Genomic DNA, 26,714 nt, shown 5'->3' on the forward strand with positions numbered 1-26,714 from the left:
AGAATCGGTCAGCCGGGAACATCCGCATACTAGCTGGTATCTGGGCTGCCGAGGAGGTGAGGATCGGCCGTTCGTCATCCACCGCGTCAAGTCACGGGTCAGGGCCGGGCCCATGGGAGAGGGGCCGCGAAGGTCAAGGGAACCTGAGAGTTGGCTGTGAGTCCCAGGGCCGAGCGTGGTAACGGGCCCGGCATGTGAGAGTCTTGGCTAGCAATGGACCATCCGGAATTCACAGCATTTGTCCTGGTCGCAGGCATGATCCTGGCCGCCGTGGCGCACTGGCGCCGCTGGCGGCCGTCGCTGCCCGTCGCTCTGGCGGTCGGCATCGCGCTGCGGCTGATCCTGCTGATCTCCGCGTCGAGCGACTCCTGGCAGCCCGTCGACTACAACGAGGGCTTCCGGGCGGCCGGCCGGGCGATCCTGCACCATCAGGACCCCGTGCTGGCGAGTCAGGGATCGTGGCACTTCCTGCCGATGATCCCGTACTTCTACGCCCTCGTGCTGGCCACCGGCCTGCCATGGGAGATCGCCGGCCGGGTCTGCACCATCATCGCGGACGTCGTGCTGATCGTCCTGGTCGGCCGTCTCGCCGGACGGAAGCACGCCGCGTCGGCGCGGTTCCAGTACGCCTGCAACCCGATCGCCATCATGATCGCCGTCATCCACGGGCAGGTCGAGCCGATCTCCCTGGTCTTCCTCGTCGCCGCGTACATCCTCGCGCAGTCGTCCCGGGCCGGCGCCGAGAAGGGCGGAACCGTCCTGAACGGCGCCTGGGCGGGCGCCCTCTTCGGGTTCGCGCTCTCGGCGAAAAGCTGGCCGATCATCCTGCTCCCGGTGGTCCTCGCGATCCTGCCCACCTGGCGGCAGCGCCTGTACGGGCTGGTCGCCGCCGGCGCCGTCCCCGTGTTCTTCCTCGTGACCCTTCCCCTCGTCGTGAGCTCCAGCTGGTCCAACATGCTGGACGTCGCCCGCTACCTCGGCGAGGTACGCCCCATCGTCGGCGAATGGGGCTGGACCGCCTGGATGACGGGCGGCGACTGGACCCTGGCCCCGACGGCCGCCAAGGTCGGCCAGATCATCCTCTACAGCACCATCGCACTGGTGATGTGGCTGTGGTGGCGGGCCGACCGCATCGACCAGACCTCCGCGATCCTTCTGGCGTTCATGCTGGTCACGCCACGGATGGGCGCGCAGTACCTGATGTGGTTCGTGCCGTTCCTGTGCGCCCGGCCGACCCGGTGGAGCCGGCCCGCGATGGCCCTGGCCGCCGTGTGGGCGGGCGCCGGGTACATCTACCTGACGCAGTTCGACGACAACGGCTGGTGGAAGAACCACGAATGGTGGGCCATGAGCTCGGTGGCGGTCATCGCGCTCCTGGCCCTCGCCATGCCCTGGCAACGCCGCCGGCCGCAACCCGCCGAGGGGATCCTCGTCCCGGAGACCGAGCTCGTCCCCGCGGCGAAGTGACCGCGCCCGGCGGGGCTCGTCGGTTTCCGGCGCGCGCCGGGGCCCGGAATCGGACCGGGTGGGAGCGTGAGCCGGAGCGGGGCCGCTCAGGCGAAGACGGCGGTCACCGTGTGGCCGTGCTCCGGATCGCCGGTCCATCTGACGCGGGTGGCGAGGTCGGCGACGATCGGCAGCCCGCGGCCGTTCTCGGCCAGATCGTCGTCGTGCCGTTTCCGGTGGGGGCCGCTGTCCTCCAGTGAGCCGCCCTGGTCGGTGACGGAGACCGCCAGGCAGCCCTCGCCTCGCCGGACCTCGACGACGAACGTGCCGCCGGGGCGGCCGGAACGGGTGTGGATGAGGGCGTTGCCGGCCAGTTCGGCCACGGCCTGGACCGCGTCGTCGGCCTGCCGGCAGTCCTCCAGGAGGAAGGCCACGAACCGGCGGACGAGCCGTGCCTGATCCGGGCGGCCGGGGAAGGCCCGGCGCCAGCACATCGGGGCGGTGAATGCGGTCGACGTCGTCTCGTGGAGCATGGCGGTCACGGTGGTGCGCCCTCCCGTCGAATGGGCTGAGTACAGGGATCACGCCCGATCTCCCCATGGCCTGGGGAGAACGACACGGGCCCGCCGGGCGGGCCGGGGCGGGGCCGGACCTGCCCGAGTCCGGTGGGCTCAAGCCGCCGGCGACGCGGGGACGCGCCTGCGGCTCACCGCCGTGTCCAAGCCGAGCAACTCCCTCGATCACATCGCGTGTTCGGGTTCTTACGCATAGTGCTTCCCTGCTGCGTGTGCACGCAAGTGGTTCGCTGAGAATTCTCACAATCTACTTTGCAGTAACTATCCGAAATCGATTGCTCGCAGTAAGTGACGTCGTCACACTGGGTACGTGCCGGATCCTTCCCCCACGATCCGCGAACGCCGCATCGCGATCGAGCTGCGCCGTCTTCGCGAACAGACCGGACTGACCCTCGACCAGGCGGCCGAGCGACTGAGCTGGAGCCGCGCCACCCTCGGCCGGATGGAGACCGCCATCCGGCGGATCAAGCCCGTGGAGCTGCAACGGTTACTCAACGTCTACATGGTGGACGGCCGCCGTCGCGACGACCTCGTCGAGCTGGCCCGTGGAGCCCACGAGCGCGGCTGGTGGGATCGTTACACCGACACCCTGCCCGCCGCGTACGCCACCTACATCGCCCTGGAGGCCGAGGCGCGGTCACTGCGCTGCTATGACGCCCTGGTCGTCCACGGCCTGCTGCAGACCGAGGACTACGCGCGGGAGGTCATCCGCGCCGGCCTCATGCAACTCGCCCCCGACTCCGAGGTCGAGCGACGGGTCGAGGTGCGCCTCAACCGGCAGATCCTGCTCACCGAGCGGAAGCCCCCGCTGGATTTGTGGTGCGTCATCGACGAGAACGTCCTGCGTCGCATGATCGGCGGACCGAGCGTCATGCAGACCCAGTACGCCCACCTCGTCGAACTCGCCGAACTCCCCAACGTCACCATCCAGGTCCTGCCGCACGAGGTGGGTGCGCATCCGGGCGCGGCGGGCCCCTTCGCCATCCTGCAGTTCCCGGAGCGCTACATGCCCGACGTGGGCTACATCGAGGCCCTCAGCAGCGCCCTGTACCTCGAGGACGACGCCGACGTCCACGCCTACTCGCTCGTGTTCAACCGACTCGTCGCCGAGGCCATCGGCATCGACGAATCCGCCGCCGTCCTCCGTCGCCTGGCGGCGGAACGACCCTAGGGAAAGGCCCAGATGACCCGGTCCGAGCAGTCCACGACGCCCGTGTGGCGCAAGTCCATCCGCAGCAACGCCTCAGGGGGCTGCGTCGAAGTCACCTGGTTCGAGGGGATGCTCCCCGGCGACCCCGGGGAGAACATCGCTGGAGAGGCCGGCCTTCGGTCGGAGTGAGGCCCCCAGGGCCGCCGACAGGCGGTCCGGGGGGAGGGCGTGGGCGGTGAGGCCGTCGCGGCCGGTCATGGTCTCGGCGGCGAGCAGGGCGTTCACGATGGCCTCCTCGGTCGCCTCGATCGCGCCGTAGAAGAGCGGATCGATGTAGGCGTCCGCGAGGGCCTCGACGGTCAGCACGCGGGGCGGGCGCACGCCCAGCGCGTCCGAGGGCAGCCGCCCGCGGTTGGCCGTCGAGAACGCCAGGAAGCCGTCGCCGCTGGTGTTCTCGCCGGCTCCGCCCGTGCGGGCGACCCCGAGCCCGGCGTGCTGGGCGAGCCGGCGGCACTGGTGGGGCAGCAGCGGCGCGTCCGTCGCGACGATCCCGATGATCGACCCGGCGCCCTCGAACTCCGGGGGGACCGGCCGGGGCACGTCGTCGATCAGGACGGGGACGCCGGCGACGGTGAGCCGCTCGCGCCGCCCGTGGTTCGCCTGGACGAGCACGCCGACCGTCCAGCCGCCGTCGACGACCCGTGAGGCGGTGCCGATCCCGCCCTTGAAACCGTGACAGATCATCCCGGTGCCGCCGCCGACGTTGCCCTCGGCCACCGGGCCGGAGGCCGCGGCGTCGTACGCCTCCCGTACGTGGGCGGCGGTGACGTGCTGGCCGTCGATGTCGTTGAGCACGCCGTCCCACGTCTCGCCCACGACCGGAAGCCCCCACGCTCCCCGGCCCCGCCCGCGCACCTCGATCTCGATGAGCGCGTCGCGCACGACTCCGACGCTGTGACTGTTGGTGAGCGCGATCGGCGTGGTCAGCATGCCGCTCTCGCGGACCCACGCCATGCCGGTCAGCTCGCCGTTGCCGTTGAGCCAGTGATGGCCCGCGTACAGCGGCTCGTCGAAGATCGAGCCCGCGTGCGGCAGGATCACGGTGACACCGGTCCGCACCGGCCCCTCGCCGACGCGGAGGGGTCCCTCACCCCGGACGAGCGTCGTGTGCCCGACGCGTACCCCCGCCACGTCGGTGATCGCGTTGCCGGGCCCCGGTGTGCCGCTGCCGACGAGGACGCCCAGGTCGCGGGCTCTGGTCATGGGAGCCTCCCGGAGGATGCCTGACGTGTCCGATACGCGATCATGACACCGGACGGGCGGAACGCGCGCCGGAGGCCGATACGGCAGCCTCAGGTGCGGTCCTTGCGGAGGGCGTCCAGGGCGAGCAGGGCGACGTGCAGGGACGCGCACGACTCGACGTCCTCCAGGTCCGCGCCGAGCACCCGTTCGATGCGCCGCAGCCGTTCGTACAGCGCGGGCCGGGACAGGTGGGCCCGCTGTGCGGCGAGCACCTTGTTGCGCCCGCTCCCGAGGTAGACGCCGAGCACGTGGACGAGGTCGCTGCCGCGCTGCGCGTCGTAGGTCAGCAGCGGGCCGAGCTCGCGTTCGGTGAACGTCTGCAGCCGCGCGTCCTCGCGGAGCAGGTGCAGCAGGCCGCGGAGCCGCAGGTCGGGCAGACGGTAGAACAGCCGGCCGTCGTTGCGCCCGGCGGCGACGTCGGCGACCTGCTCGGCCTCCAGGAACGACCGGCGGACGTCGCGTACGGACTCGACGGTCGACCCCACGGCCATGACGAACTCCTCCGCGCCGCCGCGCGCCCGCGCGGCGCGGCCGGCCGCCGTACGGTCGCGGCCCGCCGGCGCCGGCCCGCAGTGGTGGGCGCGGAGGCGTTGCGCGACCTCGCACAGGACGTCGTCCTCGACGGCGCGGGAGGGCAGGGAGGCCAGCACGCCGACCCTGGCCTGCGGCGAGCTCTCGTCGAGGGCGCCGACGAGAGCGGACAGGTTCGCCTCGCGGCAGGCCGCGGCCGTCGCCTCGGCCAGGTCGGTGAGCGACGCCGCCGACGCGCCGTTCGCCAGGCCGAGCGCCGGCGGAGGGCCGGACGGGGCCGGCGGGCGGGGGAGCACCACGATGCCGAGCAGGCGACGGCCGGTGAGCGGGACGCCGAGGGCGCGGGCGCGGGCCGCCGCCTCCTGCGGGTCGGCGTACGCGTGCGCGAGGATGCCGCTGATGATCGAACCGTGCGCCTGGCGTTCGAGGCTCTCGGCGTGCCGGTCGAGCAGCCGCCCGAGGGCGAGGGTCGTCGCCGCCCGCTCGATGAGGACGACGTCGCGGGGCGAGGGCGGGTCCATCGAGGTGATGATCAGCCGCCCCCAGTCCTCACCGCGCGCGCCGACGACGGTGACCAGCCACCGGGAGGACTCGTCGTATGCGGTGCGCTCCTCGGGCCGTACGGACCGCGAACGCGTCTCCCAGCCGGTCAGCAGCTCGGCCGGGTCGGAGCCGGCCAGCTCGGCGGCCAGGACCTGGTGGGCGAGGTTCTCCAGAACGACGGGGCGCGCGACGAGGGTGGCCACCTGCCGGACCACCTCGGCCGGCGGCGCGCCGTCGACGGACAGCTGGGTGAAGACCTCGTGCAGCTTCTCCGAGGCGCGCAGCTCGGCCAGCTGCGCGTCGATGATCCGGGCGTGCACCGCCTCGGTGACGTCGACGAACGGCGTCTCCCGCGCCCAGGCGATCAGCGGGAGGCCGTGCTCCTCGGCCGCCGCGACCAGCGCGTCGGGCAGCGTGCGCGCGTACTTGCGGCCGAGCTCGACGATCAGGCCGCTGACGCCGACCTCGGCCAGCTCGGCGACGTACGCGCGCAGGCGCTGCGGGTCGTCCGGCAGCGCGATGCCGGTGGTGAGCACCAGCTCGCCGCCGCGCAGCAGGTGGGCGATGTCGGTGACCTCGGCGGAGTGCACCCAGCGGACGCGGGCGTCGAGGTGGTCCGCGCCGGCGATGATCCGCGGCTCGCCCCGCCGGACCGCGTCGAGCCGCAAGACGTCGGCCAGAGTGGGCAGCACATCTGTGATGCTATGCAAACGCCGACGTGAGGAGGTACCCGATGGAGCGGCTGGACGCCGACGCGATCGACCGCGAGATGGCGACGGTCCCCGGCTGGGAGCTGGCAGAGGACGCGATCGTCAAGACCCTGAAGTTCGCGGACTTCGCGGAGGCGATGGCGTACGTGAACCGTGTCGCGGAGGTCGCCGAGGAGCTGAACCACCATCCGGACATCACGATCCGCTGGAACCGGGTCACCCTGACGCAGAGCACGCACGTCGCGGGCGGTCTGACGGAGTACGACTTCCGGCTCGCCCGTCGCCTCAACGAGCTCTGATCGAGCGAGCGGTCCGGCCGGCCGACAGATTGCCAGTTGTGGCGGGCCGGTGCTGACACTCTGCTGGCTGGTGCGTTCGGGTGGTCAGCGGGAAGACTCGTGTCATGTCGGACTTGCTTGCACGCCATCGCGCGGTCATGCCGAACTGGATGGCCCTCTACTACGACGAGCCGATCGAGATCGTCAGCGGGAAGGGCAGCCGCGTCACCGACGCGGACGGCCACTCCTACCTGGACTTCTTCGCCGGCATCGTGACCAACACGCTCGGCTACGACCTCGCCGAGGTACGTGAGGCCGTCGAGCGGCAACTCCGCACCGGAGTGGTGCACACCTCGACGCTCTACCTGATGCGCGGCCAGGTGGAGCTCGCGGAGAAGATCGCCCGGCTCTCCGGCATCGACGACGCCAAGGTGTTCTTCACCAACTCCGGCACCGAGGCGAACGAGACCGCGCTGCTGCTCGCGACGTACGTCCGCAAGAGCAACCAGATCCTCGCGATGCGGCAGGGCTACCATGGCCGGTCCTTCGGGGCGATCTCGGTCACCAGCAACCGGACGTGGAAGAACAACGCGCTCTCCCCGCTCAGCGTGTACTTCCTGCACGGCGGGGACCGGCACCTCCCGCAGTTCCGCGGCCTGTCGGACGAGGACTACATCAAGGTCTGCGTGGAGGACCTGCGGCACACCCTCGCCACGGTCACGGCGGGCGACGTGGCGGCCGTGATCGCCGAGCCGATCCAGGGCGTCGGCGGCTACACCTGCCCGCCGGACGGGCTCTACGCGGCGTACCAGGAGGTCCTCTCCGAGCAGGGCATCCTGTTCATCGCCGACGAGGTGCAGACCGGCTGGGGCCGGACCGGCCAGAACTTCTGGGGCATCCAGAACCACGGCGTGACGCCGGACATGATGACCTTCGCCAAGGGGCTCGGAAACGGCTTCGCCATCGGCGGCCTCGTCGCGCGCCGCGAGCTGATGGACTCGCTCCACGCGACCGGCCTGTCGACGTTCGGCGGCAACCCGATCTCCACCGCCGCCGCCAACGCGACGCTCGACTACATCCTCGACCACGACCTGCAGGCCAACGCGGCGAAGGTCGGCGGCCAGATCATCGACGGCCTGCGCGAGGCGGCCGCCCGCATGCCGTACGTCACCGAGGTGCGCGGCAAGGGGCTGATGTTCGCGATCGAGCTGACCGAGCCGGAGCTCGCCGCGCGGATGCTGGAGGAGACGAAGGCCCGCGGCCTGCTCATCGGCAAGGGCGGGCTGTACGGCAACACGCTCCGCATGGCGCCGCCGCTCACCCTCACCGAGGACGAGGGCAGGGAAGGCCTCGGCATCCTCGTCGACGCGCTGGAGGCGATCGCGTGAAGCAGATCACGCACTGGATCGGCGGCAAGCGCTGGACCGGGACGGCGGAGCGGCACGGCGACGTCTACGACCCGGCGACCGGGCAGGTGAGCGGCCGGGTGGACCTCGCCTCGGCCGAGGACGTGGACGCGGCCGTCGCGGCCGCGCGCGAGGCGTTCCCCGCCTGGCGGGACGCGTCGCTCACCAAGCGCGCGGGCGTCCTGTTCGCCTTCCGCGAGCTGGTCGCCCGGCACCGCGACGACCTCGCCGCGCTGATCACCTCCGAACACGGCAAGGTACGGGCCGACGCGGCGGGTGAGGTCGCCCGCGGCCTGGAGGTGGTGGAGTTCGCCTGCGGCATCCCCCACCTGCTGAAGGGCGGCTACTCCGAGAACGTCTCCACGCGTGTGGACTCCTACTCCATCCGCCAGCCGCTGGGCGTCGTCGCCGGCATCACGCCGTTCAACTTCCCGGCGATGGTGCCGATGTGGATGTTCCCGATCGCCATCGCCTGTGGGAACACCTTCGTGCTCAAGCCCTCGGAGAAGGACCCGTCGGCCTCGCTGCTCCTCGCCGAACTGTGGCGGGAGGCGGGACTGCCCGACGGCGTCTTCAACGTCGTGCACGGGGACAAGACGGCGGTGGACGCGCTGCTCACCCACCCCGACGTGAGTGCGGTGAGCTTCGTCGGCTCGACCCCGATCGCGCGGTACGTCTACGAGACGGGCACCGCGCACGGCAAGCGGGTGCAGGCCCTCGGCGGCGCGAAGAACCACATGCTCGTGCTGCCCGACGCCGACCTGGACCTGGCCGCCGACGCGGCCGTCTCCGCCGGGTTCGGCTCGGCGGGGGAGCGGTGCATGGCGATCTCGGCGGTCGTCGCGGTCGACCCGGTGGGCGACGAGCTCGTCGCCAAGATCAAGGAGCGGGTGGCGAAGCTGACCGTCGGCCCCGGCGACGACGACCGCTCGGAGATGGGCCCGCTGGTCACCGGGCCGCACCGGGACAAGGTCACGTCCTACCTCGACAGCGGGGTCGCGCAGGGCGCCACGCTGGCCGTCGACGGGCGCGAGCACGAGCTGCCGGACGGGTCCGGATTCTGGCTGGGCCCGACGGTCCTGGACCACGTGACGCCCGAGATGGACTGCTACCGCGATGAGATCTTCGGTCCCGTCCTGTCGATCGTACGGACGGCGTCGTACGAGACCGGCATGGAGCTGATCGCCGCCAACCCGTACGGCAACGGCACCGCCGTCTTCACCAACGACGGGGGCGCGGCCCGGCGGTTCTGCAACGAGGTCGAGGTCGGGATGGTCGGCGTGAACGTCCCGATCCCGGTGCCGATGGCCTACTACTCGTTCGGCGGGTGGAAGGCCTCGCTGTTCGGCGACACGCACATGCACGGCACGGAAGGCGTGCACTTCTACACCCGTGGGAAGGTCGTCACCTCCCGGTGGCTCGATCCCTCGCACGGCGGAGTGAACCTGGGCTTCCCCACCAACGGGTGACCGTCCGGGGACGTGACCGCACCCGCCGAGGCGGGTGCGGTCACGCGTGCCGGTCCACCGGCCGCCGTGCACCGGCCACCCGCCGTGCACCGGCCACCCGCCGTGCGCCGGCCACCCGCCGTGCAGGGGCGACCCGTCGTGCACCGGCCACCCGTCGTGCACCGGCTGCCGTCCGGCGGCGCTCTCCGGCGGTGCCGTCCGGGGCGGCTCGTCCCCGCATGACGTTATTGGGCGAAAAAGCGGCGCATGACCTTTGCCGTACTGGGTGGGAAATTCGGACGAGTGCATCGTGAATTCATTTCACGTGCCAGGGGAGTTCCGGTCGGCTTTAAAACGGCGTCCTGTCACCTGGAGGTCTAAGCGGGGTGGCGGAGGGTGGCCTCCGGCGGCGGGGTGGGTCACCATGGGCGAGGGGTTCGTGTACGGGGGTTACGCAAGATCATCAAAGCGGGGTTCCCGTGTGCCGGACGATCGTGAAAGGTCACGGCGCCGACGGTGGGGTATTGGTTCGCACTAACCCGGCTGTTTGACAGGCAAAACTACAAATACTAGCTGGGCCCCTTGACCTGCTCTGTGGCATACGACACACTCGGTCTTGTCGATAGCTGTTGGCGCAAACTTCAGAAGTTCCCCGGTTGCCAGGGAGCACCCCATGTCTGCCGACGACTCGCCCGACCAGACGCCGTTCTCGCTGCTCGCCGTGTTGGCGGCGCGCTACCCGGAGTGGACGATCTGGTTCGGCGAGGCCACCGGCCACTGGTGGGCGCTGCCCCCGCACGACCGGGAGCCGGGTGTGTTCATCGAGGCTCCGACCGTGAAGGAGTTGGTGGAGTCCATAGAGGCGCTCAAAGCGCGCCCACGAGTCCCCTACCAGAGCGGCGGCCCGTCCCCGGGCGCGGCGCGGAGCAGGCTTCCCGCGGCCTCCAGGCCCGGCGGCCCGTTCCGATGACCCGCCACCCGCGATCGACGCGGCCGCACCGAAGCCGCGGTCTCAGGCGAGCATTTGCCGGTCACGCCGCCTCCCCCTCCAACACCTCCGTGACAGGCGTGACTTGCAGAGGGGCGCTCTCCTGAGGCCGCAGGGAGTCCGGGCAACCGTGTAGCCCCCGGCACGGTTGCCCGGACCTCCACCTCCTACCTCGTGGGTCCGGTCGGCACCGGCGCACCCGAGTCGTTACGCTCGCCGCAGACGTTCGCGATGAGGACAGGAGCGGCATGAGGCGTTCACGACGGCGCACGGCAGCCGTGTGGGCCACCGTGCTGGCCGCCGTGCTCGGCCTGGCCGGCTGCAGCGGTGGAGGCGGCGGTCACCCGGTGAAACAAGAGGTCGTCCGGGCGGCCGACACGGTGGGACCGGGTGAGGGCTCGGTCGCCCTCCTGACCTGGAGCGGCTACGCCGAGGACGGCTCCAACGACCCGCGCGTCGACTGGATCACGCCGTTCCAGAAGAAGACCCGGTGCCGGGTGGACATCAAGTACGCGGCCGATCCGCAGGAGATGCTGCAGCTGATGTCCAAGCCGAACCTCCACTACGACGGCGTCGTGGCGCCGCCGGAGATCGCCGGGCAGCTCGTGGCGGATCGCCAGGTCGTTCCGGTCAACCCCGACCTCATCGACGGGTACAAGGACCTCGAACCCGCCCTCCGCGCGCAGCTGACCAAGGGCGGCAAGCCGTACGGCGTGCCGTTCACCTGGGGAGCGAACCTCCTCATGTACGACCAGCGCGCCGTGCACCCGGCCCCGGACAGCTGGGGCGCGCTGTTCGACCCCGCGGAGGCCAAGAAGTACTCCGGCCGCCTCGTGGTGCGCGACAGCCCGCTGACGCTCGGCGACGTCGCCCTCTACCTCAAGGCCCACCAGCCGAAGCTGCACATCAAGGACCCGTACGCGCTGACTCCCAAGCAGCTCGCCGCGGCCGCGTCCGTGATCAGCAGACAGCACCCGTACGTCAGCACCTACTGGCTCAATCCGTCCGACGCCATCGCCCCGTTCGCCGACGGGCAGGCCGCGCTGGCCCAGGCCTGGCCGTACCAGGTCGACGTGCTCAGCCGGAGCGGTCGCCCGGTCGCCGGAGTGACGCCGCGCGAGGGCGTCACCGGCTGGATGGACGCGTGGATGATCGGCGCCCGGGCGGACCACCCGAACTGCATGTACCAGTGGTTGAACTGGGTGAGCTCTCCCGAGGTGCAGCAGCAGGTGGCCGAGTGGGACGGCGTCGCGCCGGCCAATCCCGAGGCGTGCGGCCACGACCGGTTGCGCCCGCAGTTCTGCAGCGCGTACCACGTCGGCGACCGGGCGTACCTCGACAAGATCGTCTTTTCCCGTACGCCGACGGAGGACTGCGGCGGCGGTGGCGAGAACTGCGCGGATTACGCCGCCTGGACCCGCGCCTGGCAGGCCGCCCGTCGGTGAGCCCGGGGCCGCGCCGGGGTCTCCCCTGAGACGAGGAGACGCGCGCACCCGCGGCGAGAACATGGGCTCCCCGAGACAGGGAGACGCGGTCCCGGAGACGGGCGCGCCCTGAGACGAGGAGACGCGCGCTCGGCCGCCCCCGCCGAGCGCGCGTCTCTCATCGGGCGTCCCGGGCTCCCCCCGGACCCGGGACGCTCCTTTTCCGGTTAGGCCCTGATCTTCGCGCGCCGGCCCCGGGTCTGCTGGACCGGGATCCGCAGCGCCGGGGCGCAGTCGTCGCAGGCGAACACGCGAGAGTCGTCCGGCAGCCGGCCGACGTGGACGCGCGGTCGAGGCCACTTCTTGTGGCAGATCACGCATGCCTCGCCCCAGCACTGCTCGATGGTGAGACCCTTCGGATCGAATGTCGGTGTGGAACGGGCCATGACGTCCCCCCAACTCCTCGGCTCCGTTCGGCCTCCATTTCTATCGGGGTGCTGGTGAGGCGTAAGTGTGAGAAACCACAAGGCGTCGCAAAGCCTCGGCGAATTGCCGGGCGCATACGATTCACCGGGATTAGCGCTGGGTTTTGGTCAGCACTCAACTGTCATGGATGTCGGCCGGAACTCCGATCGGCGTGTCCATCCTCATCCGGGCTGACAGCGGAGCGTGAGCTGTGCGATTCTGCTGACGGTGCGGAAGTATGTGATCATGGGCGTGCCGGGAAGCGGCAAGAGCACTCAGGCCGGCATGCTGGCTCGTGACTTCGACCTGGTGCAGATAAGCGTCGGCGACATCTTCCGATGGCACGTCAAGCAGCACACGAAGATCGGGGCTCAGGTGCGCCGGGTCATGGCGGCCGGGCAACTGGTCGGCGACGACCTCGTCGAGCGGATCGTGCGCGACCGCCTCGAGCAGCACGACTGGAACTACGGCTTCATCATCGACGGGTTCCCACGCAGCCGTCGCCAGGCGGAGTTCTTCCTGGAAAGCTACGACATCGACGGCGTGATCTACCTCGACCTGCCGGACTCGGAGGTCCGCCGCCGGGTTCTGTCGAGGCGGCTCTGCTCTGTATGCGGCATGGACTACAACCTCATCGAGGACCGTCCGAAACGCGCTGGTCGGTGCGACGTCTGCAACGGCGAACTGGTCACCCGCGAAGACGACACTCCCGAGGCGCTCGCGGCCCGTTTGCGCGACTACCACGAGAAGACCGACCCCGTCCTGGACCTGTTCCGGCGCAAGGAGTACATCTTCGTCGTCGACGCCCGCCGCGACCCGGAGACCGTGCAGCGGGAGATCCGCGAGCGGCTCGGTCTCAACGGGCGGCACCCCGCCCGGTCCGCCGAGGACGGTCAGGACCGGATCAGCGAGACGACCGGTTCCGATTGACCTCACGGAGATCGCCGCCTCCGATCGACCTGAGGGAGTCGGCCGGTTCGGATTGACGCGCGTGCGGCCGAGTGCTGGCCTGGGAGCATGACCGACGCCGAGGACCTCGTCCGCCGCGCCCGCGACGACAACCCACCCGGAGGCAACCGCTTCCTCGGCCTCCTGGAGGCGTCGGCGGTGCCGCGCGAGCGGCTGAGCTGGCTGGCGGGGGAGCAGTGGCACATCGTGCGCAGCGACCGCCGCAGCTTCGCCCTCTTCGCCGCGCGGTTCCCGGAGCCGCCGGCGGGCGACCTGTTCCTGGCGCTCGCGGGCGGCGAGGGCACCGCGCTCGGCCTGCTGACGGGGTTCGCCGCCGCGCTCGGCTGGACGGAGGAGGACCTGCGGGCGTACGAGCCGCGCCCCCTCGCCCAGGCCTACCCGGCGTACCTCGCGTGGAGCGCGCTGTCCGGCACGCGCAGCGGCCTCGCCCTCGCGATGCTGGCCAACCTCCAGGAGTGGGGCGCGTACTGCGGGCGCGCGGCGAACGCGCTCACGGCGCGTTACGGCCTCGCCGAGGAGGACGTGGCCTTCTTCCGGTACTTCGCCGTTCCGCCGCCGGGCTTCGCCGAGCAGGCCACCGCCGTCATCGAGCAGGGCCTCGCGGCGGGTGAGGATCCGCGGGAGGCGTTGCGGGCGGCCCGCCTGCTGCACGCCTACGAGTCGGCGTTCTGGACCGCGCTCGCCGAAGGGCTGTGACGTCACGCACCGTCGACGATCCGGCCTTCCGCGACGCCGTGACCGGAACCCTCGCGCGGCTGCCCCGCGACCAGGTCCGGGGCGTCGCGAGTTTCTGGAGCACCGGATCGCTGTGGCAGCGGATGGGGGACAACACCGGCGCGGTGGCCGCGGGGCTGCAGAGCACCGGCCGCATCATCACCAACGCCGCCCTCCTGCTGGCCGTCGTGATCGCCGCCTTCATGACCTCGGGCATCTCCATCACGCTGATCGGTGTGGGCCTGCTCGTCGCCGTGGTGGCCGACGCCACCCTCGTACGGGCGCTGCTCGTGCCCGCGACGATGCGGCTCCTCGGCCGGCCAACTGGTGGCTGCCCAGCCCGCTCCGGCGCCTGCACGCGCGGGTCGCCCTCCGCGAGTCCGCCTGAGCCGACCACCGCGGGCCCGCCGGCCGTCGCCCTCGCCGCGCCCGCCCTCGTCGAGCCCGCTGGGCCCAGCCTGTCTCCCTGCCGAGCCCGCCTCCGGCCGCGCTCGCCGTCGGCCCGGGGCGGGCCGGGGGCGGGTCAGCGGCCGGTGTCGGCGCGCAGCCTCTTCTCGAAGCAGACGCTGCGCAGGGGGTGCGGGCCGAACGGCGCGATGCGAACGTAGCCGCTGTACTCGTACAGGCCGGCGTCGCGCAGGTCGGTGGCCTTGAGGCGCGCGGTCCGGCAGCCGCGCCGCCGGGCGAGGTCCTCGGCCGCTCGCAGCAGCAGCCGGGTCACCCCGAAGCCGCGGTACTCCGGCCGTACGTAGACGTGGCCGACCTCGGCGATCTGATCGGCGGAGCCGCCCCCGGCGCCGACCCAGCGCAACCCGACACAGCCGATCGACGTGGCGCGTTCGCGGGCGACGAGGAAGGTCGTTCCCGGCGCGGCCGGTGAGGGGCGGTCGGTGGCCGCTCCGAATCGGGCGGCCAGCTCGGCGGCCTGCTCGACGTGCAGGCCGGTCACGATCGGGTCGTCGAAGGACGCCTCGACCAGTTCCACGCGGGGGCTGTTGATCATGCCGCGTCAGAGTAGGGAATCCGGCGCTCTGGCGGCGGTGGTTTCGCGTTCACGCCCGCTGGGCCTCCTCGTAGATCCGGTGGACCGCGGCCCCGAAGTAGGGGCCGTACATCGTCGCCGGGTCATCGGAGTACTTGAAGCTGTTGACCGAGGTGACCACGCCGACACCCGTCCTGGCGTCGAACCGGGTGAGCCACGGCCCCCCGCTGGCGCCCTCGGACATGTCGCAGCGCAACCCCTGATCCTGGGTGAGGCGGTGCGCGTCCGGATGGGTCCGCCCGCTGCAGTAGGCCAGCCGCTCGCCGTCGTAGCGTCCGCCCGTGGGGTACCCGAAACCGTAGGCGACGGTGCCCCGCGGCTGGTCGAACGCGATGTTCTGGGCGCCGACCACGTCGGTGACGTGGCGCCCGTCGGCGGTGGCCAGCGCGACCATCGCGACGTCGTGGTTCTCGTCGTGCCGGCCCGACCATGCCTTGGGCGCGAACATGCGCCGGGCGGTGAACGCGCCGTACGGGCGGCGTCCCTGGTCGTATCCGGGCACGTAGATCCAGTTACGGGCCCAGACGCCGGCGGCGTTCTGCACGCAGTGGCCGGCGGTGACGACGAGGTCGTGGTTGGCGCCGTCGACCGTGCCCGCCGAGCACACGTAATCGGCGCCGTCGATGGTGAAGAACACCTTGCCGGTGGTGGCGCGGACCGCGCCGGGTGACGCCCAGGGCGTGCCCGGCCCCTGGGCGGAGCGCCGGTCCGGGGAGAGGGCGCCGGCCACCGCGAGTGGACTTTTCGGGGGCGGGGTGCCGGTCACCGCGAGGGGAGTCGCCGGGGAAAGGGCGCCGGTCGCCGCGACCGGCGCCTCCAGGGGCAGGGCACCGGTCACCGCGAGCGGAGCCTGGGGCGGCCGCCGCAGCACCCGGTCGGGAGGGGTGAGCGCACGGGTCATGCGCTGGACGGTCCAGTACCGCAGGATCGCCGACCGGCTCATGGCGATCACGTGGTCGGACACGCCCGTCACGCCCGGCCCGGACTGGGAGGCTCCGGTGCCGAGCGTGCCGAGGAGGGCGCCGGCGGTGGACACGGCGTAGGTGATGCGCGCGGCCTTGGACATGGGTCGAAAGTCTGCATGACCCCTGGTGGCCGCATGATGACTTGGAGTAAAGCCCCGCCCTCGATCAGGTGTTCTGTGCTTTGTCATAGAGGGCCTTGACGGCGGCGCCGAAGTACGGCCCGAACATCACGTTCGGGTCCGCGTCGTACTTGAAGGAGTTGACCGAGTTCTGGGTGCCGGCGCCGGTCCGGGCGTCGAAGCCGAGGAACCAGGGCCCGCCGCTGGACCCGGCCGTCATATCGCAGGTCAGCCCCACATCATGGCTCTTGGTGTCGTCCTTGGCCCGGCCGCTGCAGTAGACCAGCCTGGACCCGTCGTACGGGGCCTGGGCGGGATAGCCGAAGGCGTACATCCGGCGGCGCCGCGGCTGGTTGAACGCGATGCCCTGCCCGCCGACGACGCTCGTCAGCGTCCGGCCCTCCTGAGGATCGACCGTCGCGGCGCCCACGTCGTAGTCGAGGTCCTCGTGGGCCTCCCACTGCGGGGTGGTGAGGGTCCGCGCCGCCGTCCACTTCCCGTACGGCGCCTGACCGTCGTGGTAGCCGGGGACGAACATCCAGTCGGTGTGCCAGGCGCCGTCGAGCCGGACGCAGTGCCCCGCGGTGATCACCGTGCTCTGGTTGCCGCTGGTCACCGCGTCTCCGGAGCAGGACGCCGGGCGTCCGGCGTACAGGAAGAAGACCCGTCCGATGGTCTGGGCGACCCTGCCGCCGGAGGTCCAGGTCGCTCCGGTGGACGGTGCCGACGCGGCCGTCTCGGCGGGGCGCCCGCCGGGGACCAGCCCGCGCACGGCGGCCAGGGCGACGAGGGTGTCCAGCGGACGGGCCCGGCGCATGCGGGTGGGTGTCCACCACCGCAGGAGCCGCTCCCGGTCCGTACGGGAGTCCGCCATCGGGTGGACGGCCGGTCCGGCTGCGTCCCGGCCTGGGAGGGGGGACAGGCGCGGACGGTCGCCGGGCCGGTCGGTGCGGCCGATGCGGCCGTCGGGCTCGTCGGTGCGGCCGGGAGACCGCTCGCGGAGCCCGAGGCCGGGAACGGCGTCCGACGCGGCGCCGCCGGACACGCCCGGGCCGGGCGGTCCATCGGCGGGGCGCGCGGTGCCCGCCCGGGAGGCGGACGGGGAAAGGGACAGGAGCGCGCCGGTCAGCACGGACACGGCCGCGAGGCGGGGGGACTTCGTCATGACCCTGGTGCCCTTCTGCGGCCGTCATGGGGGACGCGGCCGCGATCGTGAGACGGTCGCCGAACCCTAGCGCGAAGCGTGTTCAGTTGACTACGCATAGAAATCACCACATTCCAGGGCCCGTCCCGGTTTGCGGGTGGGGGTCGCCGACCGGACGCGGGGAACGGGGGACAATGGGGGGCGTGACGCCCGACGACAGCCCGTCCACAGCCGCCCGCCGAGACGTCGTGATCCTCGGCTCCACCGGATCGATCGGCACCCAGGCCATCGACGTGATCCGCCGTAACCCCGACCGCTTCCGCGTGGCCGGGCTGGCCGCCGGCGGAGGCCGGGTCGACCTGCTCGCCCGCCAGGTCCTCGACCTGCGGCCGGATGTGGTCGCCGTCGCCCGGGGCTCGGTGGCCGAGGACCTGCAGCTGGCGCTCTACGCCGAGGCGCAGAAACGGGGCTACTCCGCGGGGGAGTACCGCCTGCCCAGGCTCCTCGCCGGGCCGGGCACGATCGCCGAGGTCGCCGCCTGGCCGTGCGACGTCGTGCTCAACGGCGTGGATGGCGCGGCCGGCCTCCGGCCGACCCTCGCGGCGATCGACGCCGGACGGACCCTCGCGCTGGCCAACAAGGAGTCGCTGATCATCGGCGGCCCGCTCGTCAAGCGCCGGGCCAAGCCGGGCCAGATCGTGCCGGTCGACTCCGAGCACTCCGCGCTGGCCCAGTGCCTGCGCGGCGGCACGCGCGGCGAGCTGCGCCGCCTGGTGGTCACCGCCAGCGGCGGGCCGTTCCGGGGACGGACGCGCGCCGAGCTGGCCGACGTGACACCGGAGCAGGCGCTCGCCCACCCGACCTGGGACATGGGGCCGCTGATCACGGTCAACTCCGCGACGCTGGTCAACAAGGGCCTGGAGGTCATCGAGGCCCATCTGCTGTTCGACGTGCCGTTCGACCGGATCGAGGTGGTGGTGCACCCGCAGTCGATCGTGCACTCGATGGTGGAGTTCGTCGACGGGGCGACGCTCGCCAAGGCGAGCCCGCCGGACATGCGCCTGGCGATCGCCCTCGGCCTGGCGTGGCCCGACCGGCTGCCCGACGTGGCGCCCGCCATCGACTGGACGCGGGCGCAGACGTGGGAGTTCTTCCCGCTCGACGACGAGGCGTTCCCCGCCGTGCGCCTGGCGCGGGAGGTCGGCTCGGCCGGAGGCACGGCCCCGGCCGTCTACAACGGCGCGAACGAGGAGTGCGTCGCCGCCTTTCTCGCCGGAAGGCTGGCGTTCCCGGCGATTGTCGACACGGTCGCGCGGGTAGTGTCCGAGCACATGACCGCTCCGGGCCCTCTGATCAGGGAGGATTCGGACGGCGGGCTCACCGTGGAGGATGTGCTCGCCGCCGATCGGTGGGCGCGGACCCGAGCACGGGAGCTGACGTCTGGTTGACCTATCTGCTCGGAGCGCTGGCCTTCGTCCTCGCGCTGCTCCTGTCGGTGGTGCTGCACGAGGCGGGGCACTTCCTCACGGCCAAGCGCTTCGGCATGAAGGCGACGCAGTTCTTCGTGGGGTTCGGGTCGACGCTGTGGTCGCGCCGCCGGGGCGAGACCGAGTACGGCATCAAGGCCATCCCGCTGGGCGGCTTCGTGAAGATCGTCGGGTACACCCCGCTGGAGGAGATCGACCCCGCCGACGAGGCGCGGGCCTTCCACCGCCGGCCGGCGCTCCAGCGGGCGATCGTGATCGTGGCCGGCGTCGTGGTCAACCTCCTCCTGGCGTTCGCGCTGATGGTCGTCCTCGCGGCGGCGGTGGGCGTCCCGGACGGGGCGAACGCCACCACCGCCGTACGCCGGGTCTCGCCGTGCGTGCCGGTGAGCGGCTCGGCCTGCACGGACCGCGACTCGGTGTCGCCCGCCGCGGTGGCGGGCCTGCGGCCGCGCGACCGCGTCCTGTCCTTCGCCGGAACGCCGGTCCGCGACTGGAACGGCCTGTCCGGCCTGATCCAGCGGACCGCGCCGGGCACGAGCGTGCCGGTGGTCGTCGAACGCCATGGGGCCCGGCGTACGGTGACGGTCCGGATCGGGCGGCTGGACGGTCACGGCTACCTCGGGATCGAGCCGGTGGCGCGCGTCCGTACGCTGGGCCCGGTCGCGTCGGTGCGGTTCGCGGGCCGGTTCACGGGCCAGATGACGGCGGCGATCGGCGGGATCGTCGTCGACATCCCGAAGGCGATCCCCAAGCTGTTCTCCCGCGAGCGCGCGAACACGCCCGGCGGCCAGGCCGGCAGCGTCGTGGGCGGCGCCGAGGCCTCGGGGCAGGTGTTCGCCTCCGGCGAGACCTGGCGCACCAAGCTGGGCATGTTCCTGCTGCTCGTCTCGTCGCTCAACCTCTTCGTCGGCCTGATGAACCTGGTTCCGCTGCTGCCGCTGGACGGAGGTCACCTGGCGGTGGTCTGCTACGAACGGATCAAGGCGTGGGTCTTCCGCGTGCGGGGCCGCCCCGATCCGGGCCCGGTCGACCTCACCAAGCTGATGCCCGTGACGTACGCCTTCGTCGTCCTTCTGGTCGGACTGGGGGTCCTGCTCATCCTCGCCGACCTGATAAATCCTCTCAAACTCCCCCAGTAAGCCCTCGCGTGTGCAGCATCCCCGCCGGTTGCCTAGTCTTGGAACCACTGCCGAGCACCCACTGGAAGGAGGGCGCGGCGCACGGAGCGTGAGCTCCACGCCGCGTGTCCGATGACCGTCGATCTTGGAATTCCGCAGGCCAAACCGAGGCCGCTCGCTCCGCGACGCAAGTCGCGGCAGATCATGGTCGGCAACGTGCCGGTCGGCGGCGACGCGCCGGTGTCGGTCCAGTCGATGACGACCACCCTGACCGCCGACGTCAACGCGACGCTGCAGCAGATCGCCGAGCTGACCGCGGCCGGCTGTCAGATCGTCCGCGTCGCGGTGCCGTCCCAGGACGACGCCGACGCGCTGCCCGCGATCGCCCGCAAGTCTCAGATCCCGGTCATCGCCGACATCCACTTCCAGCCCAAGTACGTCTTCGCGGCGATCGACGCGGGCTGCGCGGCGGTGCGGGTGAACCCGGGCAACATCAAGAAGTTCGACGACAAGGTCGGTGAGATCGCCCGGGCCGCCAAGGACGCGGGCGTCCCCATCCGCATCGGCGTGAACGCCGGGTCGCTGGACAAGCGCCTGCTGGAGAAGTACGGCAAGGCGACCGCCGAGGCGCTGGTGGAGTCCGCGCTGTGGGAGTGCTCCCTGTTCGAGGAGCACGACTTCCGCGACATCAAGATCTCGGTCAAGCACAACGACCCGGTCGTGATGATCAACGCCTACCGCCAGCTCGCGGCCCGCTGCGACTACCCGCTGCACCTCGGCGTGACCGAGGCGGGCCCGGCGTTCCAGGGCACGATCAAGTCGGCGGTGGCCTTCGGCGCGCTGCTGGCCGAGGGCATCGGCGACACCATCCGGGTCTCGCTGTCGGCGCCTCCGGTCGAGGAGGTCAAGGTCGGCATCCAGATCCTGGAGTCGCTGAACCTCCGCGAGCGCGGCCTGGAGATCGTCTCCTGCCCCTCCTGCGGCCGTGCCCAGGTCGACGTCTACTCGCTGGCCGACGAGGTCACCGCGGCGCTGAAGGACTTCCCGGTCCCGCTGCGGGTCGCGGTCATGGGCTGCGTCGTGAACGGCCCGGGTGAGGCGCGCGAGGCCGACCTCGGCGTGGCGTCCGGGAACGGCAAGGGCCAGATCTTCGTGAAGGGCGAGGTCGTCAAGACCGTGCCCGAGTCGCAGATCGTCGAGACCCTCATCGAGGAGGCCGTCCGGATCGCCGAGGAGATGGGCGTCGACGTCACCGGCGACGGTCCCGGCGTCGACGTCGCGGTCTCCTGACACGCCTGACTCAGGTCCCTTTACGGCCCTTCCGGAAATGCTCCGGAAGGGCCGTCATCATTTCTGATTCACAATGATTACCTCGTTCATCACCTAAAGCGGCATTTCCGGAATTTGTCACAATTCGGCATCCTTGATCCCTGACTCTTGATCACCCCACGTGCGACCCGCGCACAATGCCCCGGCATCCACCGAATTGCGGGGCTCAGTGAGGAGCCATGCGGAGGAGGGGACACGTGAGGAAGCTCGTAGTGGTCACGGCCGCGGTCGGCCTGACCCTCAGTGGCATCGGTACGGCGGGAGCCGCAGGCCGTACGGCCGCGCCGACGCCCGCCCCGGCAGGGGAGTCCGCCGGGGCCGTGGCCGCCGGGATCGCCTGGACGCCCTGCCCGGACAACGACCCGATCGAGGGCAGCAAACTTCAGGGCCTGGAGTGCGGCACCCTGAAGGTCCCGCTCGACTACGCCCATCCGCACGGCCGCCAGATCACGCTGGCGCTGACGCGGGCGAAGGCGACCGACACGCAGCACTACCAGGGCATCGTCCTGCTGAACCGCGGCGGCCCCGGCGGGCACGGGCGCGACCTGCCGACCCGGTTCGCCAAGGGCACGTACGGCCTGCCGACGTCGGTCGGCGCGACGTACGACTGGATCGGCTTCGACCCGCGCGCCGTCGGCGCGAGCTCCATCGACGGCAGCGGCAAGGGCATCATCTGCGACCCGTCCTACCAGGCGCCCGGCAAGGCCCGGCCCGACTACACGCCGGCCTCCAAGACCGAGGAGCTGGCCTGGCGGGCCAAGGCGAAGAAGTACGCCCAGGACTGCGGCAAGCGGTACGGCTCCGCGCTGAAGTACCTGACCTCCGCCAACTGGGCGCGCGACATGGACGCGATCCGGGCGGCCCTCGGCCAGCACAAGATCAGCTACTACGGCTGGTCCTACGGCACCTACCTCGGGTCGGTCTACGCGTCGCTGTTCCCGACCCACGTGCGCCGGATGGTCCTGGACAGCGTCGTGCGGCCCAGCGGCGTCTGGTACGACGACAACCTCGACCAGGACGTGGCGTTCCAGAAGCGCTTCGAGACCTTCCTGACCTGGATCGCCAAGTACGACGCGGTCTACCACCTCGGCGCCACGCACGCGGCGGTCAAGGCGAACTACTACAAGATCCGCGCGGAGCTAGCCAAGGACCCGATCGACGGGCAGCTCGGCCCCGACGAACTGGACGACACCGTCCAGGCCGACGCGTACCGCGACTACACCTGGGTCGACCACGCCCAGGCGCTGTCGGACTACTTCGTCAAGCACGACCCGCAGCCGCTGCTCGACCAGTGGGGCGGCTTCCCCACCGACGACTTCCTCACGCAGAACAACTACGCCGTCTACGAGGCCGTGCAGTGCGTCGACCGGCAGTGGCCGACGAACTGGGCGACGTGGGATCGCGACAACTGGCGGCTCTACCGGCAGGGCAATAAGTTCCTGACCTGGGGCAACGCCTGGTACAACGCGCCGTGCGCCTACTGGCCGGTGCCCGGCGGCACCCCGGTGAAGATCCAGGGCAGGAAGGGCCTGCCCCCGATCCTCCTCGTCCAGGCCACGAACGACGCGGCCACGCCCTACCCCGGCGCGGTCGAGATGCACAAGCGGTTCCCGAACTCCCGCCTGCTGGTGGAGAACGGCGGCATCAACCACGGCGTGGCCCTGACCGCGAACGGCGACACCTGCGCCAACACCCTCGTCTCCGCCTACCTGGGCTGGGGCGCGCTGCCGCCGAACAGGCCCGGCGCCGACGCCCGCTGCCAGGCCCCGGCACTGCCGGTGCCGGGCGCGGCTCCCGCCACGGCCACTTCGGCGAAGGCCGACGCGGCGGCGACCCGCGAATAGTGATCACTGAGTAGAGTTCCGAGAGCCCCCGGCCGCCTCGGCCGGGGGCTCTCGCAGTTCGCGGCGGCGCTCGAACCCGGCCGGTCCCGGCCGGTCTTCGCCACGCCCCTCCCGGCCGCGGCCCGGAATCACCACCATCGTGCGTACGCACGACGGGGAGTCCGGCCCCGGACTTCCCGTGTGAAAGGGGTTACGTGAACAAGCTCGCCATCACGACGGCCGTCGCCGGAGCCGGGGTGGTCACCCTGAGCCTCGCGCCGATCACCGCGCAGGCGCGTCCCGCCGGACCCGCCGCCGGGCCGGCCTGGTCGTCGTGCACCGAGGAGAGCCTCGACGGGCTCGAGTGCGCCACCCTCAGCGTGCCGCTGGACCACGCCGCTCCGAACGGCTCGCAGATCACCCTGGCGCTGTCCCGCGCCCGGCACACCGGCACGACCGGCTACCAGGGCGTGCTCCTGGTCAACCCGGGCGGGCCCGGCGGCACCGGCCGCGACTTCGCGCTGCGCGTCGCGAACCATCTCCCCGCCGGCCTGCGGGCCGCCTACGACGTCATCGGGTTCGACCCGCGCGGCGTCGGCGGCAGCAGCCCGTCGCTCAGCTGCGATCCGGGCTACTTCAAGCCGGTACGCCCCGACTACGTGCCGCGTACGCCGTCGCTGGAGTCCGCCTGGCTCGGCCGGTCGGCGGCCTACGCCCAGGCGTGCGGGCGCAAGTACGGCTCGCTGCTGTCGCACCTGACGACCGTCGACGCCGCTCGCGATCTGGACGCCATCCGGGCGGCCCTGGGCGACAAGCAGATCAACTACTACGGCGCCTCGTACGGCACCTACCTCGGCGCGGTGTACGCCACGCTGTTCCCGGCACGCGTGCGCCGCATGGTCCTGGACAGCAGCGTCCGGCCGAGCGGCGTCTGGTACGCCGACAACCTCGACCAGGACCGGGCGTTCGAGGGCAACATCAACGCGCTGTTCGCCTGGATCGCCAGGTACGACGCGGTCTATCACCTGGGCACGACCGAGCAGGCCGTACGGGCCGCCTTCTACACGACCCGCGAGAAGCTGACGGCCGATCCGGCGGGTGGCATCGTGGGCGCCGACGAGCTCGACGACACCTACCTCGTCGCCGGCTACATCGACCTCGGGGCGTACTGGCCCTACCTCGCGAGCGCGCTCGCCCGCTACCGGGCCGGTGACACCGCGGCGCTGGTCGACGCCTACAACCGGTTCGGCGCCACCACCGACGACAACGGCTACGCGGTCTACAACGCCGTCCAGTGCACCGACGTGCGGTGGCCGAGGGACTGGGCGCGGTGGCGCCGGGACAACGGGAGGCTCTACGCCGCAGGTGTCCGGTTCGAGACGTGGGCCAACGCCTGGTACAACGCGCCGTGCGCCTTCTGGCCGGCCAGGGCCGGACGGCCGGTCGACGTCGGCCGTACGCGGGGCCTGCCGCCCGTGCTGCTCTTCCAGGCGACCAATGACGCCGCCACGCCGTACGCCGGCGGGGTCGAGATGAGCCGGCGGCTCGCGGGCTCGCGCCTGGTGATCGAGGACGGCGGGCGTACGCACGGCATCGTGCAGCGCGGCAACGCCTGCGTCGACGAGAAGTTCGACGCCTTCCTCGCGACCGGCGCCCTGCCGGCGGACCGGTCGCACTGCGCGCGCCTGCCCGAGCCGGTGCCGCCGTCCGCGGCCGGGATCCGCCCGCTGACCGCGGACCGGTTCCCGCCGGTCCTCCGCCGTCCTTAGCGGATGACGGCGGCGGGTCCCCGGCGGTGACGGCCGCCGGGGACCCGTCCGCACGGCGGGGATCCGCTTTCGCGGTGCCGCGAACCCGTTTTCGCGGCGGCCGGAACCGGCGCGCCGTCACGATCGAACAACGGTTACAGCAGCCTCTTCCGTCCCTTTTCTCGCACCGGACACAATTCTTCGCATTCCTACCAGTGCGGGCTTCTCACGCGCCCGCACGCAAGGGGGTCATGTGAAGAGACTCGTTGCCATCGCCGCCGCCGCGGGCGTCGGACTGTCCGGCGCGGCGATCACCGTTTCGGCGCAGGCGGAGACGGCCCAGGCGGCCGGCACGATCGCCTGGGTCAAGTGCCCGGCCGACCAGGCGTACCTCGACAAGGCCGAATGCGGCCAGCTGTCGGTACCGCTGGACTACCGGCACCCGAACGGCAAGAAGATCTCGATCGCGGTGTCGCGGCTCGAGCACACCGACACCAAGCACTACAAGGGCGTACTGCTCGCCAACCCCGGCGGCCCCGGCGGCAGCGGCCTGTACCTCGCCGGCGGACTCGCGAGCTGGTTCACCGGCGTCGGCCACCCGGAGGTCCCGGCCGAGTACGACATCATCGGGTTCGACCCGCGCGGCGTCGGGCTGAGCCAGCCGGCGCTGACCTGTGACCCGCACTACTCCGACCCGATCCGGCCGGACTACGTGCCGCACTCGGCGAAGGACGAGGAGAAATGGAAGGCCAGGTCGAAGGCGTACGCCCAGGCCTGCGCCAAGAAGTTCGGCTGGCTGCTGCCGCACCTGCGCACCACCGACGCGGCCCGGGACATCGACTCGATCCGCGCCGCGCTGGGGCAGAGCAAGATCAGCTACTACGGCTTCTCGTACGGCACCTACCTCGGCGCGACGTACGGCACGCTGTTCCCCAAGCGGGTGAAGCGGATGGTCCTCGACGGCAACGTCGACGTCCGCGAGGTCTGGTACGACGCGCAGCTGTCGCAGGACAAGGCGTTCGAGCGCAACATCAAGCTCTTCTTCGGCTGGGTCGCCAAGTACGACTCCCACTACCACCTCGGCAAGAAAGAGGCCGACGTGGAGAAGAAGTACTACAGCATCCGGTCCGCCGCGTTCAGCAAGCCGATCGGCGGCAAGCTCGGCGGTGACGAGCTGGACGACACGGTCCTCAACGCCGGATACAGCGTCGGCTGGTACGAGCCGGTCGCCGACGTTCTCTCGGCGTGGGCCGACAAGGGCGACGCGGACCCGCTCGTCAGCCTCTACACGGACTACATCCAGACCCCCGACGACAACGGCTTCGCGGTGTACAACGCCGTCCAGGCGGCGGACGCCAAGTGGCCCCGGTCCTGGAGCACGTGGCACAAGGACGCCGTCAAGCTCTACGACAAAGAGGGCATCCACTACAACACCTGGCCGAACGTCTGGTTCAACGCGCCGATCGCCTACTGGCCGTTCCAGGGCGGCCCGGCGCTGAAGATCAAGGCCAAGGGCATGTCCACGGCGCTCCTCGTCCAGTCCACGCTGGACGCCGCGACGCCGTACCCCGGCGGCGTGGAGATGCACAAGCTCCTGCCGTCCCGTCTCGTCGCCGAGATCGGCGGCAAGACCCACGCCAACACGCTCAACGGCAACGCCTGCCTCGACGACAAGGTCGCGGCGTACCTGAGCGACGGCACGCTGCCGAAGAACAAGCCGGGCAGCGGACCGGACGCGACCTGCAAGGCGCTCCCGGACCCCGTCCCGGCCGGTGCCGCCGCCATGGCGACCCGGTCGATCGCGCCCAAGGTGCCCGCCCGGCCGCTCATCGGCCGTCCGTGACGCGCGATGACCCGCGGTCCCACTGACCGGGACCCGCACGTGAGGACCCCCGGCTCCGGCCGGGGGTCCTTCCCGTCTCACCGGCCGCCGGGGCGAAGCCGGGCGCGGCATGCCGCACCTGATTACCGATCTTGCCGTGTTCCTCCC

The 26,714-nt window shown here is 71.4% G+C and carries 22 protein-coding genes and 2 pseudogenes; 17 read left to right on the forward strand and 7 right to left on the reverse strand.

Annotation, left to right across the window (positions count from 1 at the left end):
* Positions 1-255 precede the first annotated feature (255 nt).
* A complete protein-coding gene (locus tag NDW01_RS22075) occupies positions 256-1,467 on the forward strand; it encodes a glycosyltransferase 87 family protein (protein ID WP_252823158.1) in 1,212 nt (403 codons plus the stop codon).
* Between the two features lie 86 nt (positions 1,468-1,553).
* Here the strand turns inward: NDW01_RS22075 and NDW01_RS22080 are convergent, their stop codons facing one another.
* Positions 1,554-1,979: an ATP-binding protein gene (locus NDW01_RS22080; protein ID WP_252823159.1), complete on the reverse strand. Its 426-nt coding sequence runs from the start codon at positions 1,977-1,979 to the stop codon at positions 1,554-1,556.
* Positions 1,980-2,331: 352 nt separating this feature from the next.
* On the opposite strand from NDW01_RS22080, the gene NDW01_RS22085 reads away from it, so the two are divergent.
* Positions 2,332-3,192 (forward strand): helix-turn-helix domain-containing protein, encoded by an 861-nt coding sequence (locus tag NDW01_RS22085; protein ID WP_252823160.1) that lies wholly within the window; start codon positions 2,332-2,334, stop codon positions 3,190-3,192.
* Positions 3,193-3,204: 12 nt separating this feature from the next.
* Positions 3,205-3,360 (forward strand): DUF397 domain-containing protein, encoded by a 156-nt coding sequence (locus tag NDW01_RS44395; RefSeq protein WP_406567750.1) that lies wholly within the window; start codon positions 3,205-3,207, stop codon positions 3,358-3,360.
* Between the two features lie 57 nt (positions 3,361-3,417).
* Here NDW01_RS44395 and NDW01_RS22090 read toward each other — a convergent pair.
* Positions 3,418-4,434: pseudogene (locus tag NDW01_RS22090) on the reverse strand (DmpA family aminopeptidase); the annotation flags it as partial.
* Positions 4,435-4,523: 89 nt separating this feature from the next.
* Complete coding sequence (locus NDW01_RS22095; RefSeq protein WP_252823162.1) at positions 4,524-6,239, reverse strand: PucR family transcriptional regulator; 1,716 nt, start codon at positions 6,237-6,239, stop codon at positions 4,524-4,526.
* A 41-nt stretch (positions 6,240-6,280) separates the two neighbouring features.
* On the opposite strand from NDW01_RS22095, the gene NDW01_RS22100 reads away from it, so the two are divergent.
* From NDW01_RS22100 to NDW01_RS22120, 5 genes are all read left to right on the forward strand, one after another.
* Entirely contained in the window at positions 6,281-6,556 is a 276-nt protein-coding gene (locus NDW01_RS22100) for a 4a-hydroxytetrahydrobiopterin dehydratase (protein ID WP_252776402.1), read from the forward strand.
* Positions 6,557-6,660: 104 nt separating this feature from the next.
* Positions 6,661-7,923, forward strand: a complete 1,263-nt coding sequence (locus tag NDW01_RS22105; RefSeq protein WP_252823163.1) for an aspartate aminotransferase family protein — start codon at positions 6,661-6,663, stop codon at positions 7,921-7,923.
* Complete coding sequence (locus tag NDW01_RS22110; protein WP_252823164.1) at positions 7,920-9,410, forward strand: CoA-acylating methylmalonate-semialdehyde dehydrogenase; 1,491 nt, start codon at positions 7,920-7,922, stop codon at positions 9,408-9,410. Before NDW01_RS22105 ends, NDW01_RS22110 begins: the two co-directional genes overlap by 4 nt.
* A gap of 652 nt (positions 9,411-10,062) precedes the next feature.
* A complete protein-coding gene (locus tag NDW01_RS22115) occupies positions 10,063-10,359 on the forward strand; it encodes a hypothetical protein (RefSeq protein WP_252823165.1) in 297 nt (98 codons plus the stop codon).
* A 266-nt stretch (positions 10,360-10,625) separates the two neighbouring features.
* A complete protein-coding gene (locus NDW01_RS22120; protein WP_252823166.1) occupies positions 10,626-11,822 on the forward strand; it encodes an extracellular solute-binding protein in 1,197 nt (398 codons plus the stop codon).
* 206 nt (positions 11,823-12,028) lie between these two features.
* On the opposite strand, the gene NDW01_RS22125 is transcribed toward NDW01_RS22120, so the two are convergent.
* The gene (locus NDW01_RS22125) at positions 12,029-12,247 is read right to left on the reverse strand and encodes a hypothetical protein (protein ID WP_252776411.1); all 219 of its coding nucleotides are present in this window, start codon (positions 12,245-12,247) and stop codon (positions 12,029-12,031) included.
* 247 nt (positions 12,248-12,494) lie between these two features.
* Here NDW01_RS22125 and NDW01_RS22130 point away from each other — a divergent pair, with 247 nt between their 5' ends.
* The 3 genes and pseudogenes from NDW01_RS22130 to NDW01_RS22140 form a co-directional block, all read left to right on the forward strand.
* The gene (locus tag NDW01_RS22130) at positions 12,495-13,196 is read left to right on the forward strand and encodes an adenylate kinase family protein (RefSeq protein WP_252823167.1); all 702 of its coding nucleotides are present in this window, start codon (positions 12,495-12,497) and stop codon (positions 13,194-13,196) included.
* A gap of 87 nt (positions 13,197-13,283) precedes the next feature.
* Positions 13,284-13,931 (forward strand): thiaminase II/PqqC family protein, encoded by a 648-nt coding sequence (locus NDW01_RS22135; RefSeq protein WP_252823168.1) that lies wholly within the window; start codon positions 13,284-13,286, stop codon positions 13,929-13,931.
* Between the two features lie 125 nt (positions 13,932-14,056).
* Positions 14,057-14,337 (forward strand): annotated as a pseudogene (locus tag NDW01_RS22140) (MMPL family transporter); the annotation flags it as partial.
* Between the two features lie 135 nt (positions 14,338-14,472).
* Here the strand turns inward: NDW01_RS22140 and NDW01_RS22145 are convergent.
* The 3 genes from NDW01_RS22145 to NDW01_RS22155 form a co-directional block, all read right to left on the reverse strand.
* Entirely contained in the window at positions 14,473-14,952 is a 480-nt protein-coding gene (locus tag NDW01_RS22145) for a GNAT family N-acetyltransferase (protein WP_252823169.1), read from the reverse strand.
* Between the two features lie 49 nt (positions 14,953-15,001).
* Positions 15,002-16,057: a trypsin-like serine peptidase gene (locus NDW01_RS22150; RefSeq protein ID WP_252823170.1), complete on the reverse strand. Its 1,056-nt coding sequence runs from the start codon at positions 16,055-16,057 to the stop codon at positions 15,002-15,004.
* 64 nt (positions 16,058-16,121) lie between these two features.
* Positions 16,122-17,240, reverse strand: a complete 1,119-nt coding sequence (locus tag NDW01_RS22155; protein ID WP_252823171.1) for a trypsin-like serine peptidase — start codon at positions 17,238-17,240, stop codon at positions 16,122-16,124.
* A 173-nt stretch (positions 17,241-17,413) separates the two neighbouring features.
* Here NDW01_RS22155 and dxr point away from each other — a divergent pair, with 173 nt between their 5' ends.
* The 6 genes from dxr (at position 17,414) to NDW01_RS22185 (ending at position 26,567) form a co-directional block, all read left to right on the forward strand.
* The gene (dxr, locus tag NDW01_RS22160; RefSeq protein WP_252823172.1) at positions 17,414-18,667 is read left to right on the forward strand and encodes a 1-deoxy-D-xylulose-5-phosphate reductoisomerase; all 1,254 of its coding nucleotides are present in this window, start codon (positions 17,414-17,416) and stop codon (positions 18,665-18,667) included.
* The gene (locus NDW01_RS22165; protein WP_252823173.1) at positions 18,664-19,845 is read left to right on the forward strand and encodes a M50 family metallopeptidase; all 1,182 of its coding nucleotides are present in this window, start codon (positions 18,664-18,666) and stop codon (positions 19,843-19,845) included. Before dxr ends, NDW01_RS22165 begins: the two co-directional genes overlap by 4 nt.
* 111 nt (positions 19,846-19,956) lie before the next feature.
* Positions 19,957-21,114, forward strand: coding sequence for a flavodoxin-dependent (E)-4-hydroxy-3-methylbut-2-enyl-diphosphate synthase (ispG, locus tag NDW01_RS22170; RefSeq protein ID WP_252823174.1), 1,158 nt, complete (start codon positions 19,957-19,959; stop codon positions 21,112-21,114).
* Between the two features lie 236 nt (positions 21,115-21,350).
* Complete coding sequence (locus NDW01_RS22175) at positions 21,351-22,997, forward strand: alpha/beta hydrolase (RefSeq protein WP_252823175.1); 1,647 nt, start codon at positions 21,351-21,353, stop codon at positions 22,995-22,997.
* Between the two features lie 194 nt (positions 22,998-23,191).
* The gene (locus NDW01_RS22180) at positions 23,192-24,745 is read left to right on the forward strand and encodes an alpha/beta hydrolase (RefSeq protein ID WP_252823176.1); all 1,554 of its coding nucleotides are present in this window, start codon (positions 23,192-23,194) and stop codon (positions 24,743-24,745) included.
* 232 nt (positions 24,746-24,977) lie between these two features.
* Positions 24,978-26,567: an alpha/beta hydrolase gene (locus NDW01_RS22185; RefSeq protein WP_252823177.1), complete on the forward strand. Its 1,590-nt coding sequence runs from the start codon at positions 24,978-24,980 to the stop codon at positions 26,565-26,567.
* The last annotated feature ends 147 nt before the right edge of the window (positions 26,568-26,714 follow it).

This window comes from Actinoallomurus soli (assembly GCF_024055715.1).
Taxonomy (GTDB): domain Bacteria; phylum Actinomycetota; class Actinomycetes; order Streptosporangiales; family Streptosporangiaceae; genus Actinoallomurus; species Actinoallomurus soli.

What these genes read in the sequence shown, in the direction of transcription:
- NDW01_RS22075 (WP_252823158.1), top strand. Translation starts at nt 256, where the DNA reads ATGATCCTGGCCGCCGTGGCGCACTGGCGCCGCTGGCGGCCGTCGCTG.
- NDW01_RS22080 (WP_252823159.1), bottom strand. Translation starts at nt 1,979, where the DNA reads ATGCTCCACGAGACGACGTCGACCGCATTCACCGCCCCGATGTGCTGG.
- NDW01_RS44395 (WP_406567750.1), top strand. Translation starts at nt 3,205, where the DNA reads ATGACCCGGTCCGAGCAGTCCACGACGCCCGTGTGGCGCAAGTCCATC.
- NDW01_RS22100 (WP_252776402.1), top strand. Translation starts at nt 6,281, where the DNA reads ATGGAGCGGCTGGACGCCGACGCGATCGACCGCGAGATGGCGACGGTC.
- NDW01_RS22105 (WP_252823163.1), top strand. Translation starts at nt 6,661, where the DNA reads ATGTCGGACTTGCTTGCACGCCATCGCGCGGTCATGCCGAACTGGATG.
- NDW01_RS22115 (WP_252823165.1), top strand. Translation starts at nt 10,063, where the DNA reads ATGTCTGCCGACGACTCGCCCGACCAGACGCCGTTCTCGCTGCTCGCC.
- NDW01_RS22120 (WP_252823166.1), top strand. Translation starts at nt 10,626, where the DNA reads ATGAGGCGTTCACGACGGCGCACGGCAGCCGTGTGGGCCACCGTGCTG.
- NDW01_RS22125 (WP_252776411.1), bottom strand. Translation starts at nt 12,247, where the DNA reads ATGGCCCGTTCCACACCGACATTCGATCCGAAGGGTCTCACCATCGAG.
- NDW01_RS22135 (WP_252823168.1), top strand. Translation starts at nt 13,284, where the DNA reads ATGACCGACGCCGAGGACCTCGTCCGCCGCGCCCGCGACGACAACCCA.
- NDW01_RS22145 (WP_252823169.1), bottom strand. Translation starts at nt 14,952, where the DNA reads ATGATCAACAGCCCCCGCGTGGAACTGGTCGAGGCGTCCTTCGACGAC.
- NDW01_RS22150 (WP_252823170.1), bottom strand. Translation starts at nt 16,057, where the DNA reads ATGTCCAAGGCCGCGCGCATCACCTACGCCGTGTCCACCGCCGGCGCC.
- NDW01_RS22155 (WP_252823171.1), bottom strand. Translation starts at nt 17,240, where the DNA reads ATGACGAAGTCCCCCCGCCTCGCGGCCGTGTCCGTGCTGACCGGCGCG.
- dxr (WP_252823172.1), top strand. Translation starts at nt 17,414, where the DNA reads ATGGGGGGCGTGACGCCCGACGACAGCCCGTCCACAGCCGCCCGCCGA.
- ispG (WP_252823174.1), top strand. Translation starts at nt 19,957, where the DNA reads ATGACCGTCGATCTTGGAATTCCGCAGGCCAAACCGAGGCCGCTCGCT.